This window comes from Parapedobacter flavus (assembly GCF_035818675.1).
Classification (GTDB): Bacteria; Bacteroidota; Bacteroidia; order Sphingobacteriales; family Sphingobacteriaceae; genus Parapedobacter; species Parapedobacter flavus.
The window spans coordinates 102935-118595 of sequence record NZ_JAYKZZ010000005.1 but is presented as its reverse complement, the minus strand read 5'-3'; the positions used below and the strand labels follow the sequence as shown (position 1 = coordinate 118595).

The window sequence follows — 15661 nt, the reverse complement described above, 5'->3', positions numbered from 1 at the left end:
TCAGTCTTTAAGTAGATAATAGTTCCGTATGATCTCGTCCACTTTGCGCTTGTCCATATTGATAAAGTTTCGGTATGGGTTCGCCGTTTTCAGTACGCCGTTGATCTTCGCCCAATACATGGACCTTTCCATGCTGAACACCAACGCCCGAATTACTTTCAGTTCAAGAATGATCTTGCGCATGAGGTGGTCTCTTTTTTCGTAGTCCATCAGTACGTTCTTTCCCTCTTGGAGTACAAACTCGGAGACCTCGGCGGCAAGGTTTATTCCTCTGTCCTTTATCTGACGGGCAACGTCCTCGGCAAAGAGCAGCAGCCACGGTTCGCCTTTGGCGGTTTCCAACATTTTTGTACTGTGGGTGGCGATGTCCTGCACGAGCCTCGAAATATGGAGCGCAGAGCGGCCGGATTTCAGCGCCCGATCCACTTCGGTCAGTGATCGGTGTATCATGTTCTGCACCAGAACCACGGAAGAAAGGTTGACATTAATATCGTCTATACTTCCACGGATGTTACCGAGCATATTGTTATGGGCCTGTTCGGAAACCAACCTGACCGCACCGTTCTCGTTTACGATGGCAAGGTGCTTGGCATCATAGACTATCGTCACATAGCTTTGCCCGAAAACCGACATTGAAAGATAGATAAACAGCAGGGTTATGAGTTGCTTTTTCATGGTTTAAATTCCTCCAATTGCCTTAAAATATTATCGACTATGCGCTTGTCCTCGTTGATATAGGCCGAAAAGGGATTGAGGGAATCGAGCAGTTTTTTTCGTGTCGAATAGTACATGGTAACTGCAAGTCCACGTGATGCTCCGGCTATCTTCCGAAGCTCCTGCAGGACGTGTCCGTAAAGTATTCGCCTGTCGCTTGCTTTCATCTGGTTAAGGTCGCCGATACTGATAAAAAGTCCGGTCAGGTAGCGTGCGAGCTGCACGGCTTTTTCTGCCATATCTTTTTCTGCATCGATGGCAAGCAACATAAATTCGGGGTGTGTGGAAACGATGCCTATAATCCTTTTTTGTTGGTCTATGATCTCGGTTACGATTGGCGCGGATTCAAGCCCCATGCTAAGCCCCTGCAATGCCGTTCCCAAAACATGAAAACGGCTGTGCAGTTCTCGGTAACGGGTTTTGAGCTTTGCCGTTTCCTCACGGTTCACTTCTTCGTTGGCCGTGGTGATCGCCTGTCGGTTTCTTGCGGTGATCTGGCGGTCGTATTCATCCTTGCTGTGTTCGACCAATTGGTGGAGCAGTTCCACATTGAGCTGTGCGTTTGCTCTGGTCAGGGCGATGACCAAAAGAAACAGGGTCAGGATAAAGTATCTCATCGTTTGAGCAATCTTGAATTAAAGATAATGTCATCGGCAATCTGTTTGTCGATATTGATAAAACCAGCGTATGGGTTGAGGGAGTTAAGGATACCGCGCTGTTTCGCCCAGTACATACTCCGGTGCATCCCAAAGGCTACGCCCCGCAAGATGGTCAGTTCCGTACGTATCCGGTTGAGCAGTTTCGCCCGCTCGCCCGAATCCATCAGGTTGTCCTTTCCTCCCTTTAGTATAAAGGCGCTGACCTCGGCAGACAGGTTGGTCGCCCGTGTCTTAAATTCCCGTGCGCCCGCTTCGGCGAACAGCAGGAGTACCGGATTTCCCCTTGCGATGTTCATTGCCTTTTCTACGTCGTTAACGATGTCAAGGGAAATGCTGGCAATGTCCTTTACCGTCAGCAGGGAACGGACAACGCCGGATACCTCGCTCAATCCCTTGTAGATCTTGTCCTGTAGATCGTTCACGATCAGGAGCTGGCCGGTTACGGCGAGCTGTCCACGTTGGATAAGCGTTAGGTTGTTATTCACGCTGTTTAGCTGGCTGTTCATTACTCCGGCATGGACGCCCGTTGCGGCTGCCACAGCAGGGTCGATGTAGATCTGCCCCCTTGCATAGAAAACGGCAAAGGACAGAAGCGTTATTGCAATAAATCGTTTCATGTAAAATCAGGTTTAAAGTATTCTCTTGGTGTTTCAATGGGGGCGTTTGTCTGGTTTACCCGTCGTACAAACGTGTCCAGAGCAAGTCCGCTACTTTGCAGATCGGACACAAATGCTTCCAGTCCCGATTGATAGTTCCCATAGTGGTTTACATAGATTTCCACGGCACTTTTTTCGGGTTTCTCCGTGGTAAATGCGAGGTATTGGTAAATGCTCACTTCTACACCGAATACCTCACCCATTGACCCACGCCGGATGTAGACCTCCTTAAATCGGGAGCGACCAACGGTATTGTCCAGTTTTCCGATCGTGAATATTTTCTTCCGTTCCGTTTCCGTGATGGCAAGGAGCTTGGCAATGTCGCCATAGTTCTCTATAAACTTACTTTGGTCAAGGAGACACACGGTATCGGAATTGTTTAGGATACTGTCCTTTACCACGGCATTGCCGATTATATCCCCCAATTCCTGTGTGACCACGACCGCTTCGCCCCAAAACTTCCGTACCGTCTTGTATAGGTACAGGATATAGGAGCCCATCAATGGCGAAGCTATTGCTTTCCATGCTTCCTCGATAATCAGCGCTTTCCGTTGGTCTTTTCGATGGCGCATCTTTTGGATGAACACGTCCATAATGACCAACGTAACAATGGGGAACAAAATCTTATTTTCCTTGACCGCATCGATTTCAAAGACAATGAATCTTTCCGAAAACAGGGATGAATCGGCGGCCTCGTTCAATATGGCATCAAATTCCCCTCCACGGTAGAATTTTTTCAGCACATAGCGAAACTCGTCGAGGTCGAACGGTATCCTTTCCTCGCTCTTGATCTGGGGTATCTTGTGCAGGGCAAAGTCGTAGAACGAATTAAAGTCGAGCTGGTCGGTACCGTTCTGTTTCTCGCCGAAATAATCAGCGTAATAGGCTGAAATAACATTGGAAATTACATCACGTTCTACGGGTGATATCGTTCCGTCCGCACCTTTCCACAATAGGCAGACCAATGTGGCCAAAAAATCTTTTTTCTCGATATTGTATTCATCCTCGCCGATGGCAAAGGGGTTCATGGTGATCGGCTTGGTATCTGACCAAGTGATGTACCTCCCCCCGAAGTAGGCGCATAGACCGGAATAGGAATGTCCTGTATCAACGATGACCACATCCATATTGTACAGCATATATTGCTGTACGAGGGCATTCATAAAGAAACTTTTGCCCGAACCGGACGGCCCCAATACAAACTTGTTCCGGTTATTGATACGGTTAGTTCGCATCGGCAGGTCGGCCGGATCGATACCGACGGGGATGCCCTGTCTATCCGTGAACCGGATCAGAAAATCCGATTTTTCGTCTCTCGGCAGTGCTTCCCGAAAAAAGAAGCAAAGGGCGGCATCTGCGGTCGTCAGGAACCAGTCGTATTTTTTCAGTTCCACACCATTGCCCGGCAAGGCACAGCGGAACAGTTCCAGCTGGTTGTAGGCATTCCGCGAGGGAATGATCCCTTGCTGGAAAAGGGCGGCTTCGATAAAGTTGACCGTTTTATCGATCCTGTCCGTATCGGCACATACGATCATAGAATAATGGGCGTTCACCAGCAACTGGTTTTCACGGGCTACGTCCACCAATAAAAGGTCGATGTCCTCCACGCACATGATGTTGGCCGGATCGGGTACGCTCGAATGTCTTTTTCGCTTTACTTCAAGTTTGCCCAATGTGACCTGTTGGCCGGGTATCTCCATTAACTGGTTATAGACAATGGTACGATAACCGGGAACATGGTGCATGAAAAACATATTGTCCACCGGGAAACCACGCATACCGCTTGTCTCGGTTCTTGAAGTAAATGCCCCGACCTTTTCGGGCAGGTCTACGGAATCCGTATTGACCAAGCTAATACAGCGAACGGTCTGTTCTCCTATCTGCAACTCGCGGTCTCCGCAACGGAGATTGTTCAATGTGATATGGGGCTGTTCAAACTCCATTCCGAGCACCCTGTTCATAAAGCGGTTTATTTCGGCTTCGGTCAGGTAGGCAGGCGAAAGCCCCGCACCTACGAGCAGGTCGAACACTTTGGCCATGTTCTGTCCAAAGTTTACAAGTACCCGCTTGTCGTATGTATAGAAAGCCCCTCTTTTGATCTGGCGGGTGATGGTCAGGTAGGTTCTGATCTCGGTGTACTCCCGTCCGTCGAAGTGGTCCTGGTATTTCTGTTGCAAAAATTCAGATGCTGGTTCGGCTCTGTATTTTCGCCGGATGAACACATCCTGTTTTTGGATGATATGCCCCTCGCCAAGTATTTTGACGACACCCAACAACACCTGTTGGAATGCGGTATAGGCTTCGGGATCGGCACCATACTGTAGGACGGGATTGGTAAGCCGCATGATGACCGAAAAATCACCGCGGCTACCGTACAGCATGGCCATCCCCTGATAATGGTCGATACCCACATAGGGCATTTCAAAAGTTGACTTTTTCTCTGACTTCATAACGAATTGATAAGTGGATGGGATGTATGAACACTCCGCGATGACGGGTTTTGTCGTGCAGGCCGTTACCCTGTTTCATGAATGTGTAGGCAAGTCCGGCACCCATCAGGGCAAGGGTGGCAAAGCCGCCCAAGAACAGGTTGGTCAGTGCGCCGACAAGTCCACCGAGGGCCAGACCACCGATAAGGGAGCCTATGCCCCAATAGATAAACTTGCCCTTGAAACCGCGGTAAATAAGGGGCTTTTGCAGCCCCTTATAGATCGGATAACGCTCTTGTGTCATACGCCGAAAAACGCTTTGATGACCACCGACACGAGCACCAAGAAAAGGCAGGAACCGCCCCACGACATCAGTTCTTTGTTGATGTCCTGATCTCCGCTGTTCCACTTGATGTAAACCCGTATTCCCCCAATGAGCCCAACGACCGCGCCGATGGCCAGAATGAGTGTCGAAATAGGGTCTACGTAGCTGGTCAGCGATGACGTGGCGGCATCGATACCCACGGTACCACCTTGCGCAAATGTTGATTGAACCGCGGAAAGGCAAAGCGCGGCCATTGCAAACAGTTTTTTGGTTTTTACTGTCATAGAGATAATGGATAAAAAGTGAATAAAAAATGATTGGGCTGTTAGTGTACCCCGAAAAGGGCCTTTAATGCGGCACCGACGAGCGACAGGAACAGGCAGGAAAAGAACCATCCCATGACCTGCGCATCGATGTGGTGCTTGCCGGACTGCCAATTGCTGTACACCCGCAGTCCACCGAGCAGTCCGCATACGGCACCGATGACGAGGGCAAGATCGGAGAAACTGAAATAAAAGCGGTTGACTTCTCCGCTGACCTGATAAAACTCGTCAAGGCCGGGCTGGGCGGTGGCGCAAAGGGCAAAAAAAATGACAGTAAAAGATACTGTCACAAAACGGATTGATCGCATAACGGATTTAATAAGGAATGGCTTTGGTGTACTCGACCACGTCGTTCTGTATGAGCGATACGAGTTGCTTTAGGTTGATGCCTCCCGTGGATTGCAGGGGGCCGGACGAGATAACCGCTTTTCCCTCTTTTGCCGTGGGTTCGTTTTCTCTTTTGGATGGTTCGGGAATAACCCTTTCGGGCGGCGAATCTTCATCAAATGTCAATTCGTTTCCTCCGTCGGCCGCCCGTGGAGCGCGGCGGTGGATAAACAGGTCATACAGTACGTTTAGGGCATAGTAAATGCCATAGATGGCGGTAACGCCGAGCAGGAATTGTGTCCAGTTCATAGATCAAGGGTTTTAATGTGTTCTTTGATGTATCGGGTCAGTTCGGGATGGTTTTTTAGAAATTGGTGCAGGCTGTAAGATATGATCTTGTTCATGTCGATACCTTTGGTAACTTTCAGTTGTTTGAGCAGGAAAAGCGTCTTGTCGTCCAAACGGATTAGTAGCTTTTCCCGCCCGGTCAGTTCATGGCTTAGGATATTTTCAAACAGACGTTCCAAGTTTTCCGTTTTTTTCTTTGGTGTGTCCTTTGGTGGTTCTGCCAAGGGAATTTCTTTTGCCTGTGGCGGTTTCCCTTTCCGCATGGAATCCCGAAGCTCGTCGGCAAGGCTTTTTATTCCGCTCATACTGTTTCCTCCTTAGCAATATATTGTTCATAGATCAGGTCTAAGAGCGGCAGGATAACGGGATATAATATGATCGGTGTCTGGAACGTATTTACCCGCTGGAAGTCGATGCGGTCTGGCAGACCGGGTGCGACCGTACCGAAACCGCGCAGGACATTTTCAACTTCTGTCCGGGTTTCGTACTTGACGGTGTTCTTGATACGGTTGGGTACGAAAATCAGCGGCGCCCGCTTGTTGATCCGGCCGATGACCATTGCAAACAGCAATGTGGAATCGACGGAAAATTCGTCAAAGGCAAACGGACAGATTACCGCATCGGCGGCGGCAAATATGGGGATCAGCCCATCGTCGTCCATCTTGCCGGGCAGGTCGATCAGTACGATCTCGTTCCGTGATTTCCCTAATTTCCGCTGCATTGCCGGAAAATGGCTGAGGTCGGCGGGTACGATTTCGTACAGCGGTTCATTTTCCAGAATCTTTGCTTTCTCGGCTTTGGCGGAAAGTGATTGCTGATAGTCCATATCGAGCACCGTAACCCGCCGTTCTTGTTGTTGGGTCAGGTAGTTGGCGAGCAGTAGGGTGAGAGTACTTTTTCCCGCTCCGCCCTTTTGGTTTCCTATTAATATGAGCATAGTTTATCTGATTTAATGGTCTGTTGATGGGGGTCATCGGGTATTTGTCCGGCTCTTGCGTTTCCGTCTACGTCCGTGGACGGCCTCATCGTCAATGTCGTGGGCAATATCGATCTGGATATTCGGGATCCAATGCTCCGATGTTTCCTGCGCATGATCGGTATAGGCAGCCATTTCTTCGGATACCGATTTCCGTTCTCTTTCTGTTGGTTCCGGTCTGTCTGCTTTGGCCGATATTTCGGGGCTGTCTTCGGATGATCTGATAAATTCTGCCAACGGCATGAGGTCTTTGCCTTTATATACCATTTTCCTCGAATGGTCAATGACGGTATAACCGTATGGCGGCTTTCCGTCCTTGCCGTGGAATATGATCTGCACGCCGAATTTTCCCGATAGCATCTGCGCCATTGCCGACGTATAGCCGGATGGTGCGGACGGCCTGTTACCGGGAAGTGGGGCCGGAACATGGACGATTGCCGGATCGTACTGGCTACGGTACTTGGCAAAGACGGCTCGGAGCTGTGCCAACCGATCGATGTCTTTGTCAAAAGTGCTGATTTTGGCATCCACCTGTTCCAAAGAGACCGTGCCTTGTCTTTTGCCGTAACGGCTGATCTGATATACTCCATCGGACAGTTTAAGCGAATACCCCCGTGCTTCAAGGAGCATCATAAATTGGGCGCGTGTGGAGAAACCATAGCTCAATGCTTTTTCGATATTCTTGTCGATCTCCTGTTTTTCATCCACGCCGACGATACGGTTCAATACCTCGTAGGCACGGATTTTCTCGAAGCTGTCGTTTATTTTCTTGCCGTCTCGGTCTACCCGTGTGGAAACGATATGGATATGGTTGTTTGCGGTATCTTTATGGAATACCAAGAGGTAGGGTTGTTCACCGTAGCCCATTCCTTTCAGCCATTGTTCGGCGATGGCTGTAAGTTCTTGCTTGCTATGGGAACGTCCTTTGCAGGAAATGACGGCGTGGAGCTGTGGGTATTTCGTCCGTTTACTGGCTGCGGATTGGGCTTCCAGATAAATGACATAATCCTTTGGGCGGAGATTTTGCAGGGCCTGCAATGTACCGAAATTTGCTGTTTTCATCAGTTCGCCCTTATCCTTGTCCACTTTGTTCGTGTTATAACGAACGCCTTTGAACGTGGCGGACGGTTTCAATATTTTGACGATCATGTCTGCCCCCTCATAAGTCTGATGAGCCGTCGAACGGACTGTTCCAGCTTCCGTTGCAACCTGATGTATTCGGTCAGCAATGGGGCAAGGTCACGCATAATAGCGGAGTGCAACATTCCCTGTTGTTGCAGGGAATTGGCGTGTTTCGCCAGTTGGTTGATATTGTTGCCGGACCGCCCGATCTGTGTGCCGATACCGTCCAACAGTTTCATGATCTCGGTGGTATTGACCAGCATCTTTTTGGAGTGTTGGAGCACACGGATACGCACGATGTCCGCACGGCTTAGGCCAAGCGCTTTTTCAAGTTCAAGAAACTGCGCCCGTTCCGCTTCGCTCAACCGGAGTTCAAAGCGTCGGGTACGCTGTTCGCTTGGTAGAGGTTTTCTGTTTTGTTTGCTTTTCTTCATGTGGCTTAGGGGTTTGGGGTAACGGCTTGTATTGCCTTGAATATTTCAAGGGCGACCTGCGGAACGATGGCATTGCCGTAGGCTTTTATGCTTTCGGCCCGCCACGTAGGAAAGGTAATTCCGTCCAGTCTTTCGGAAAGCCCATCATCTCGGCCACAAAACGGGGGTTCACTTGGCCATCCCGTCCATAGGGGAATGCCGTTCCATCGATCTGATCCGCTGTCGGCAGCACTTTCAGCAAACGCTTCTGTATTTCGTTGGGCATCATCTCGGCTATTTCCTCGGTCGGTGTCCAAAGGGAGATCAGCGCATGGTACACCAAAAAATCCGTCAAGGACACTTGACCGCCATTGCCCCGTTCGTTCTTCCTGTCCTTTAGCCGTCGCCTGTCCTGTGCCTGTTCCATCGTTGTTTTTATATTGCTTATCTCGGTGGCGGTCGGCGTGGGCAACAAACCAAACCCGATCCCGTTGGTGTGGAGCGCCAACGGCAGCAGCCGGAATACACAGAACGATTGGTGTGCCGTCTTCAAGTGTGGGGAGTACATATCCTGCTGATCCGATTTCTGAAATGATGTTTCCGATAACCCGTCGTTGTAATCGGATGATGGTACTTGTTGCAGGCTGTTTGTCGTCCTCACAAAAAAGCTCAACCGCTTTGGTTTCCATTTCAGAAAGACTATCGGGTTCGAGAATGGTGAACAGTCCAGTAACGTTTTCAAGAACGATCCAATCCGGCCTTGCTTCCTTAATAATTCGGATAGTCTCCGGGAAGAGGTAACGGTCATCTTTCGCCCCCTTTCTCCGTCCGGCCTGACTGAACGGCTGGCAGGGAAACCCTCCGCTGATGATGTCGATATGTCCTCGATAGTGAGTTGCCCGAAAATCGTAGATGTCTTCATAGTGTGTTGTATTGGGCCAATAGTGTTTGAGAATGGTTCGGCAGAACGGGTCTTTCTCGCACGAGAAAACGTTTCGCCAACCCATCCATGAAGCGGCAATGTCAAAACCGCCGATGCCACTGAATAGGCTGCCGTGTCTTAGCATGGTAATGGTTTTAATGGTTTATGGATGTTCGTCGCCCTGCGGCGGTTATGGTTCGCTTTGCAGGAGAAAAAGGGAGTTGCGACCTTTTTCCTACCCTGGTACGGCCATTCCCCAGTGGGGTGTGGCTGTTCCGGGGCAAGTTGGTTTTTGTGGGTACTGCCGAGGTACGAGCGCTGTACGTACAAAAACACAACTTGCACAATACGAAACAAAAAAGTGGGGTTATACCGCAAAGGGCAAAAAAGTGGGTTAGGGGGCGTGTTTTTGGTACATAGGTTCGGGGATGGCCGATTGATAACCCACGTTTCGATCGGTCATATATCCATACATACAGCTATCGGTGTGGATGTCTGTTCGGATAACTGTATATCTGTATGCGTAACAATGTGGATAGCTATATATGTGGATATGTGCCTATATGGATAGACTGATATGTATCTATACATATATCCGTATGGCTATCTATTTGGATGTGTGTATATCGGGATATATGAATATCTGTATGTACTGCTATCTGTATAGCTGTCTATCGAAATATCGGGATATACAAATACCCGTATACGTGTATATATGGTTATCCGATTATCGGTATATACCTATATACAGTTATCTATATATCGGAATAACTGATTTCGTCCCCTCCGAAAGTCAACGTCTGGGGCCTGCCCGTTGGTGCTGTATTTCATGCTCGTTTAGGACTGCCTTTAGCATATCGTTATAATCCTTGTACGCCCCATAAACACCGGAACGGTCTTTGGCTTGTGGTACGGCTTCGATCAGCCTTTGAGTACAGTTGCGGCCGGGATCGTCGTTGTCGAAATAGACGTCCACGGTTGGTATGCCCTTGACCCGCTCGATGGCATTCTTCAATTGGACAATGGAGTTTAGGACAATGGCGGTAGGTGCAGGATCGGGGCGGTTCACTTTGAGCCAACTTAGGTAGTCCATATAGCCCTCGAAGAGAACGGCATGGCTTGGATTGCCGGGTATCACAGATATTCCCTTTTTGCCGATACTGCTCTTGAAACCTTTGGCATTGGTAAACTCCCAATTGCCTTGATCGTTCTGCCAGCCAACGGCATAAAAGGTACTTTTATTTTCGTTGTCAAGACGGTTTCTGTAATAGATTTCTTGCAGGTGTCCGTGTGCAACGTCCAATATCCCACGTTCTTCGAGGTATTTGGTCAGGACAAAGTTTCGGCCGATTGGCTGTGTTCGGACAAGTTCAAAGGTATAGCTTCTATGTTCCTGTTCCGCTGGTAGTTTGACAGGTTTGTAGGCCGGTATCATGGAGACCTGCATATCGCAGATTTCCTTTATCTTGTTTAGCACCTCGATAAAGGAGTGCTGGGGCCAATAGGCAAGGCCGAGCTGGACGATACTACCACCCTGTATGCCCGTCGAGTTCGGGCCACCTCGGTCGACCCATTTTCCACCCTCGTCCCATACCGTCAGGGATGGGGTGTCTTGCTTGGTTTCCCGTAGCATACTGTGGTAAAAAAGTTCCTTACCCGATTTGCGTACCGGATGGTGACCGAGCCGGGCCAGGAAGTCCGAAATTGGGATTTCCCGCAGATCGTCCACGTTTACATATTTTGACATAAGCAGAGATTTGGGTTATCAAAGGGGTATTACTTCTGTGTGCGGCAGTTCGTTCTTGAACATTTCCGCAAGGGATTGGTAATCGCCTCCTGTTTCATCGGTGTACAGCAGCACTCTTTGAAAATGGTGCGCACGTTTCAGCGATGCGGATATGAAATCGGGATGGTTCAATATCAGTACCGATGCGTAATGCAGATATTTGTCGCTCCGCCTTTTCAGATAGTCCACATATTCGGGGAATATGGCAAGCGCGGTTTCACTTGCCGGAATAAAGGTCATTCCTCTTGTGCCGATACAGCCCGTATAATTTTGGGCTCGTACTTCCCAACCTCCGTTTTCGTTCTGCCAACCAGCGGCACAGAAGTCTTTGCGATTGCCCTTTTGGTCGGTAGTATAATAATGGACTTCTTTGATGTTCAGATCGGCGAGTTCCCAAAGGCCGCTTTCCATGAGAAAATCCGTGATCTCTCTATTGTACCCCAATGAGCCGGTACGTTCGATCTGATAATGGGGTATCTTGGTCGCTTTGCGCTTGCGTAGTGGTCTATCTTTTTTAGTTATTTGAATTTGTATGTTACGCAATCTTTCTTCGATCTGGTCGGGCGACAGATCAGGCCAATAGGTACGGGCAAAATCCATGAGGTTGCCACCTTTGCCAAGCAGGCCAAGTGAGCTGTCAAACCAAGTATTCAATCGGTTATTGACCGTTAGGACTATTTTGTTGTTGGTTCGGTTTCTTAATACGCTTGCGTACTGAAATTCATCGCCACCCGTCGATACGGGTTCATGCCCCAATGCTTTGAGCAGGGCGGCGATGGTCAAAGGCTCATCGTGCGGTGTGTTGCTTTTGTAAGATGTCATGAGAAAAATGTTTTTGATGTGGTGGATAGTTTTTACAGATAGCGCATGGCTTCACGGGATTTGCTCACGGCTTCGATCTCCATGCGGTCGATGCGCCAAGCTGCGGAGTGGTTGCCGTCTTTGCGCGGCGTGATCAGACCGAGACCAATCCAATGCTCTACATTTTTTCGTCCATACCGCTTGAACGCTTCTGATTTTTTGAGGTACGGCCTGATGTGTCCGGTCTTGGAAAGGGCAAGTTTTGCTCCCATTTCGGCTGCATAGGAAAGCAGTGTCTGCAATTGCAGCGGTGTCAATAGTATGTGCATAGTTTCTCTGGGGTTTGATGGTTTACGGATAAAGGGAATAGGGTTTTCCCACGATGGAACCGGCAACGGGCAACGAACCCGAAATGATCCGCTCTTGTAGGCCGGTCGGTCTATCTGTCCGTTACGGGCAGATAGGTAATGCGGTTGCTTGAACCCGAAACGGTTTCAAGTTCCGATCTGTCAAGGAAAGTCTTGGAGCTGTCATCTGTATGTGTCGAGATCAGCCCTTCCCGTAACCATCTGTCAATATTGCTTCGGCCGTAAAGGCGGTAAGCCGTGGCTTTGGTCAGTTTTTCGAGAATAGGTTGTTCTTTTTTTATGGCATTACCAGCTCCCTCTTGGACTGCATTTTTTAACAGTGTCGCCAGTTCCTTGCTCGAAAGGTTGTTTGTCCGTGTTGGCATAATTTTATGGTACTGGTTTCTGAATGGCCGTTTGTAAAATAAGAGGGGGCATCATACCCCCTCCGTATATTATATTTCTTGGTCAATGAAGGTCTTTCATTTCGCTGTAAAGTCAATAACGTATCGCTACGGAGCGGACCGCTCTATATATTTCACTCGGGAATACTCACGTGGGTACATACATACCCGCCGAAACCGGCTGCCTATGGTTCATCGGAGCGGTACCCCCTGCATACAAGTATGCGGTGATAATACTGCCCTGACTGCACAATAATTTCCGGTTCTTCACCGGAAATGCTTCTTCCCCCAATGTCAAAGAACGTGTCCTTACTTGGGTCAAAATTGGCAAGCGGGCAGACGGAGCTTTCCCAATATGGGGACATTGGTATCGATTTTTTTGGTGAGGATTTTTTGCGTTTTGTAAGGGATTTTAGGTAGGTTTTGGGGTTGGGATTGGTGGATTGTCTGCGAATTAGGAGATAAATAGCGTATTCTTTCCGCTGTATGGATTTTATGGGGTTTTCGGGAATGGTATGGGTCAAACCCTTTCACAAGATGGGTATATTGGTAAGGTTATTTTTTTTTTTGGATATAACGGATATTCGGTTGATCGCTCAATTTTTTGAGCGTCTTTTATGGGGTTTGTATTTCAAGGATTCTTCGATATGTACTTGAATGGCACCGCGCATCTCATCGAGATATTTGGTGTGGCTGATGGTCTTGCGCCGGGTTATATCGACAAACATACGGTAAGCCTGTGCCAAATCTTCGCTAAAACTTTCTTCCAGCCATGCGATTATATCTGAAATATCGGCCTTTCCTCCATTGACACGTCGTGTAAAATAGATACCGTAACCAAATTCCACCAGCTCCATTTTGGTGCCTGACCACCATCGTTTGCGGCCTTGCATCATCTCTTTTAGTAGTACATTATTGGGTTCTTGGTATAACAACCGGATTCGTCCTATCAAAAAGTCTCGGAGCATCTCGTATGCCCGGAACATACCGAAAAGATGATCGAGGTCGGTAGAAAATTCGGGGTCGTCAGGCAGGAGCTCCCGCCCTGGGGGAAATAACGAACTGTTACGGCGAAGAAAAAATTGTTTGTCTTTGCTGTGCTCGTCCGTAACGTAGTATTGGTAATGAAAAGCATGCAAACGAAAGAAACGGTTCACTACGCTTATTTCTTCCATATAATAATCCCTTACCGTTTGGTCGGTACCGACTGGAACCGAGGACAGGATCTTGTGCAATTCCACTACATAGGTTTGCCATGCGCAGAAACGGGGTTTGGTATATTTGAAAAAATTGATTTCGTCCGTTTCCTCCTCGAATGGGTGGCGTCTAATGCGCTCCCTTAATTCGTTGATCGTGTCGGCAATACAGGAAAGTGATTCATTTAGGTTCTGTACGGATTCTCTGATCGATCCATTGATATACCCCAATTGCTCCAACATACCGGAATAAAGATTTTCGATTGACGCCTCTTTCATAACCACGAAGTTTATAATTCCACATAGTGCTATCCATCTAAAAGTTTATATGGTAATACCAAAGTAGGGTGAAACAAAGGCGGTTGCAAGGACGGATTATCCGTTCCTTTTCCGTCCCCGTGGGTGTTTGTTTATTTTTAATCCGAATTAGGAGCAGAGATTAAGGCTTGGGTTGTGTAGGCTAATACTCTCTGATCCTCTGTATGATTCGTTCCAACGTTTCGATGGCGATCTGTCGGTCTCTTTCTTCGGGGTTATACGCTTTGCTTCTCATTGCTTCATGAGAAATATCCTCTTTATAGGGGGTGGATAGATGCGGTGCCATGGTTCTGAAAACCTCGGTAAGTGATTTGGCGTGGATAATCCTTAAGTCATCCGTTGCCCGCAGTATCAAAGCCATTTGATCGGTAGAAAGTACACAGAGGATTTTTTGTATTGTTTTCGTTCCGTTCCTTGATGTTGTTGCTGTACTGCCTTGCAATGGTATCACGGTTAATCTCAACTTCTTTTCCAGATAAACTATCTCCTGCGAAAACCAGTTGTTGATTACCGTGTCTAAATCCCGATATTTGGGATTTAGCTTCGTGTCTGGTTTGCGGTGCAATTGGTTATAAGCCTTATAAAAGTACAATAGCTTATCCATTCTTTCTACGGTGTGTTCATAACAATTGACTTCATTTGCAAGACGGTCGGTAAGTATGTTCATGAATTTTTTGCTGTTGAAATTCATGTATATCAGCAATTGTTCCAATTGGGAAAAATCCTCTCGATTACTGCGTATCCAGTCGATTTCTTCCAATCCGTTTATAAGTTCCCTTAGGTATAATACAACTCTAAACGTTAATTCATAAGGGTACGTGGATGCTGTCACAAAATGCGTTAACTTTTTAATGAGCAGTTTCACAACAGGGTCGTGCGATATACACTTCTGTAATCTATCTGTCTTAACTTTAAATTCATGTTTGGTAACCTCAAGATAGGTGACAGGTACCCTTTCATCAAGACTGATGTATTTTGAAAATCGTGTTTCTAAAAATGAGAGCAGTTCATCAATATTTGTAAGAAGTGATTTATTCAAATCTTGTATTAATTTGATTTCTGATGTTATTTGTTCTTGGTTCCTAATAGTCTGGTCAAGCAAGGCAATTAGAGAAGCATGGTATTGTTTTATGAGCAGGTCTATTTCGTTCTCTTTATTAATTGAAAACACTTGACCTTTTATAAACGACTGCAAACACAAGATTTCTTCCCTCAAACGGCTTTCGATATGGTCTGCCTGTTCTTGGGTTATGACAGAGACATCCGTATTAGAGGGATTGAGCGTAACTGTTATTAATAAATCCAACCATTCTAATGGGTATTTTTTATATTCCATATAGATATTAAATTTGAGGAATATATCATTCCACACTATTCTTTTAATATAAATTTACTTCCTCCATAACTATATCTATTTTCTAACGATGATGATGGTGCCGGTGTTGAGGCTGTATTTTACCTGTAAAGTGAAGATAAATATGTCGGACAGTAACAATAATTACCAATATCAACACCGCAGTCAGGAAAATTGCCATAATCCAATTGAGTATTCGATGATGCAATCTTTGTACTTTTTTAACAGGCTTTTTTGAGCT

19 protein-coding genes are annotated in these 15661 nt (G+C 47.5%); all 19 read right to left on the bottom strand.

The features are described from left to right. Entirely contained in the window at positions 1-675 is a 675-nt protein-coding gene (locus tag U9S71_RS05635; RefSeq protein WP_090624067.1) for a hypothetical protein, read from the bottom strand. Then, positions 672-1331 (bottom strand): hypothetical protein, encoded by a 660-nt coding sequence (locus U9S71_RS05630; RefSeq protein ID WP_090624064.1) that lies wholly within the window; start codon positions 1329-1331, stop codon positions 672-674. Before U9S71_RS05630 ends, U9S71_RS05635 begins: the two co-directional genes overlap by 4 nt. Continuing rightward, a complete protein-coding gene (locus U9S71_RS05625) occupies positions 1328-1990 on the bottom strand; it encodes a hypothetical protein (protein WP_090624062.1) in 663 nt (220 codons plus the stop codon). The genes U9S71_RS05630 and U9S71_RS05625 overlap by 4 nt, the downstream gene beginning before the upstream one ends. Next, positions 1987-4479, bottom strand: coding sequence for a TraG family conjugative transposon ATPase (locus U9S71_RS05620; protein ID WP_090624059.1), 2493 nt, complete (start codon positions 4477-4479; stop codon positions 1987-1989). The genes U9S71_RS05625 and U9S71_RS05620 overlap by 4 nt, the downstream gene beginning before the upstream one ends. Next, entirely contained in the window at positions 4451-4762 is a 312-nt protein-coding gene (locus tag U9S71_RS05615; RefSeq protein WP_090624056.1) for a DUF4133 domain-containing protein, read from the bottom strand. Before U9S71_RS05615 ends, U9S71_RS05620 begins: the two co-directional genes overlap by 29 nt. Next, positions 4759-5067, bottom strand: a complete 309-nt coding sequence (locus U9S71_RS05610) for a DUF4134 domain-containing protein (protein WP_090624053.1) — start codon at positions 5065-5067, stop codon at positions 4759-4761. Before U9S71_RS05610 ends, U9S71_RS05615 begins: the two co-directional genes overlap by 4 nt. 41 nt (positions 5068-5108) lie before the next feature. Further along, positions 5109-5414: a DUF4134 family protein gene (locus tag U9S71_RS05605; RefSeq protein WP_090624049.1), complete on the bottom strand. Its 306-nt coding sequence runs from the start codon at positions 5412-5414 to the stop codon at positions 5109-5111. Positions 5415-5421: 7 nt separating this feature from the next. After that, positions 5422-5742 (bottom strand): hypothetical protein, encoded by a 321-nt coding sequence (locus U9S71_RS05600; RefSeq protein WP_090624047.1) that lies wholly within the window; start codon positions 5740-5742, stop codon positions 5422-5424. Beyond that, the gene (locus U9S71_RS05595; RefSeq protein WP_090624044.1) at positions 5739-6086 is read right to left on the bottom strand and encodes a hypothetical protein; all 348 of its coding nucleotides are present in this window, start codon (positions 6084-6086) and stop codon (positions 5739-5741) included. The genes U9S71_RS05600 and U9S71_RS05595 overlap by 4 nt, the downstream gene beginning before the upstream one ends. Beyond that, positions 6083-6718, bottom strand: a complete 636-nt coding sequence (locus tag U9S71_RS05590; protein ID WP_090624041.1) for a ParA family protein — start codon at positions 6716-6718, stop codon at positions 6083-6085. The genes U9S71_RS05595 and U9S71_RS05590 overlap by 4 nt, the downstream gene beginning before the upstream one ends. Positions 6719-6751: 33 nt before the next feature. Next, on the bottom strand, positions 6752-7906 hold the full coding sequence (locus U9S71_RS05585) for a relaxase/mobilization nuclease domain-containing protein (RefSeq protein WP_090624038.1): 1155 nt from the start codon (positions 7904-7906) through the stop codon (positions 6752-6754). Then, positions 7903-8313, bottom strand: coding sequence for a plasmid mobilization relaxosome protein MobC (gene mobC, locus U9S71_RS05580; protein WP_090624035.1), 411 nt, complete (start codon positions 8311-8313; stop codon positions 7903-7905). Before mobC ends, U9S71_RS05585 begins: the two co-directional genes overlap by 4 nt. A gap of 5 nt (positions 8314-8318) precedes the next feature. Further along, positions 8319-9359, bottom strand: a complete 1041-nt coding sequence (locus U9S71_RS05575) for a DNA cytosine methyltransferase (protein WP_090624032.1) — start codon at positions 9357-9359, stop codon at positions 8319-8321. A gap of 648 nt (positions 9360-10007) precedes the next feature. Continuing rightward, entirely contained in the window at positions 10008-10961 is a 954-nt protein-coding gene (locus U9S71_RS05570) for a DUF8464 domain-containing protein (protein ID WP_090624025.1), read from the bottom strand. A gap of 18 nt (positions 10962-10979) precedes the next feature. Next, positions 10980-11822, bottom strand: a complete 843-nt coding sequence (locus U9S71_RS05565) for a DUF8464 domain-containing protein (protein WP_090624022.1) — start codon at positions 11820-11822, stop codon at positions 10980-10982. 32 nt (positions 11823-11854) lie between these two features. Continuing rightward, a complete protein-coding gene (locus tag U9S71_RS05560; protein WP_090624019.1) occupies positions 11855-12130 on the bottom strand; it encodes a hypothetical protein in 276 nt (91 codons plus the stop codon). A gap of 110 nt (positions 12131-12240) precedes the next feature. Beyond that, the gene (locus tag U9S71_RS05555; RefSeq protein WP_090624015.1) at positions 12241-12534 is read right to left on the bottom strand and encodes a hypothetical protein; all 294 of its coding nucleotides are present in this window, start codon (positions 12532-12534) and stop codon (positions 12241-12243) included. Positions 12535-13148: 614 nt separating this feature from the next. Next, positions 13149-14027 carry an RteC domain-containing protein gene (locus U9S71_RS05550; protein WP_090624012.1) on the bottom strand — a complete coding sequence of 293 codons (879 nt, stop codon included), beginning with the start codon at positions 14025-14027 and terminating at the stop codon, positions 13149-13151. A 181-nt stretch (positions 14028-14208) separates the two neighbouring features. Further along, the gene (locus U9S71_RS05545) at positions 14209-15402 is read right to left on the bottom strand and encodes a hypothetical protein (protein ID WP_143072826.1); all 1194 of its coding nucleotides are present in this window, start codon (positions 15400-15402) and stop codon (positions 14209-14211) included. Positions 15403-15661 lie beyond the last annotated feature (259 nt).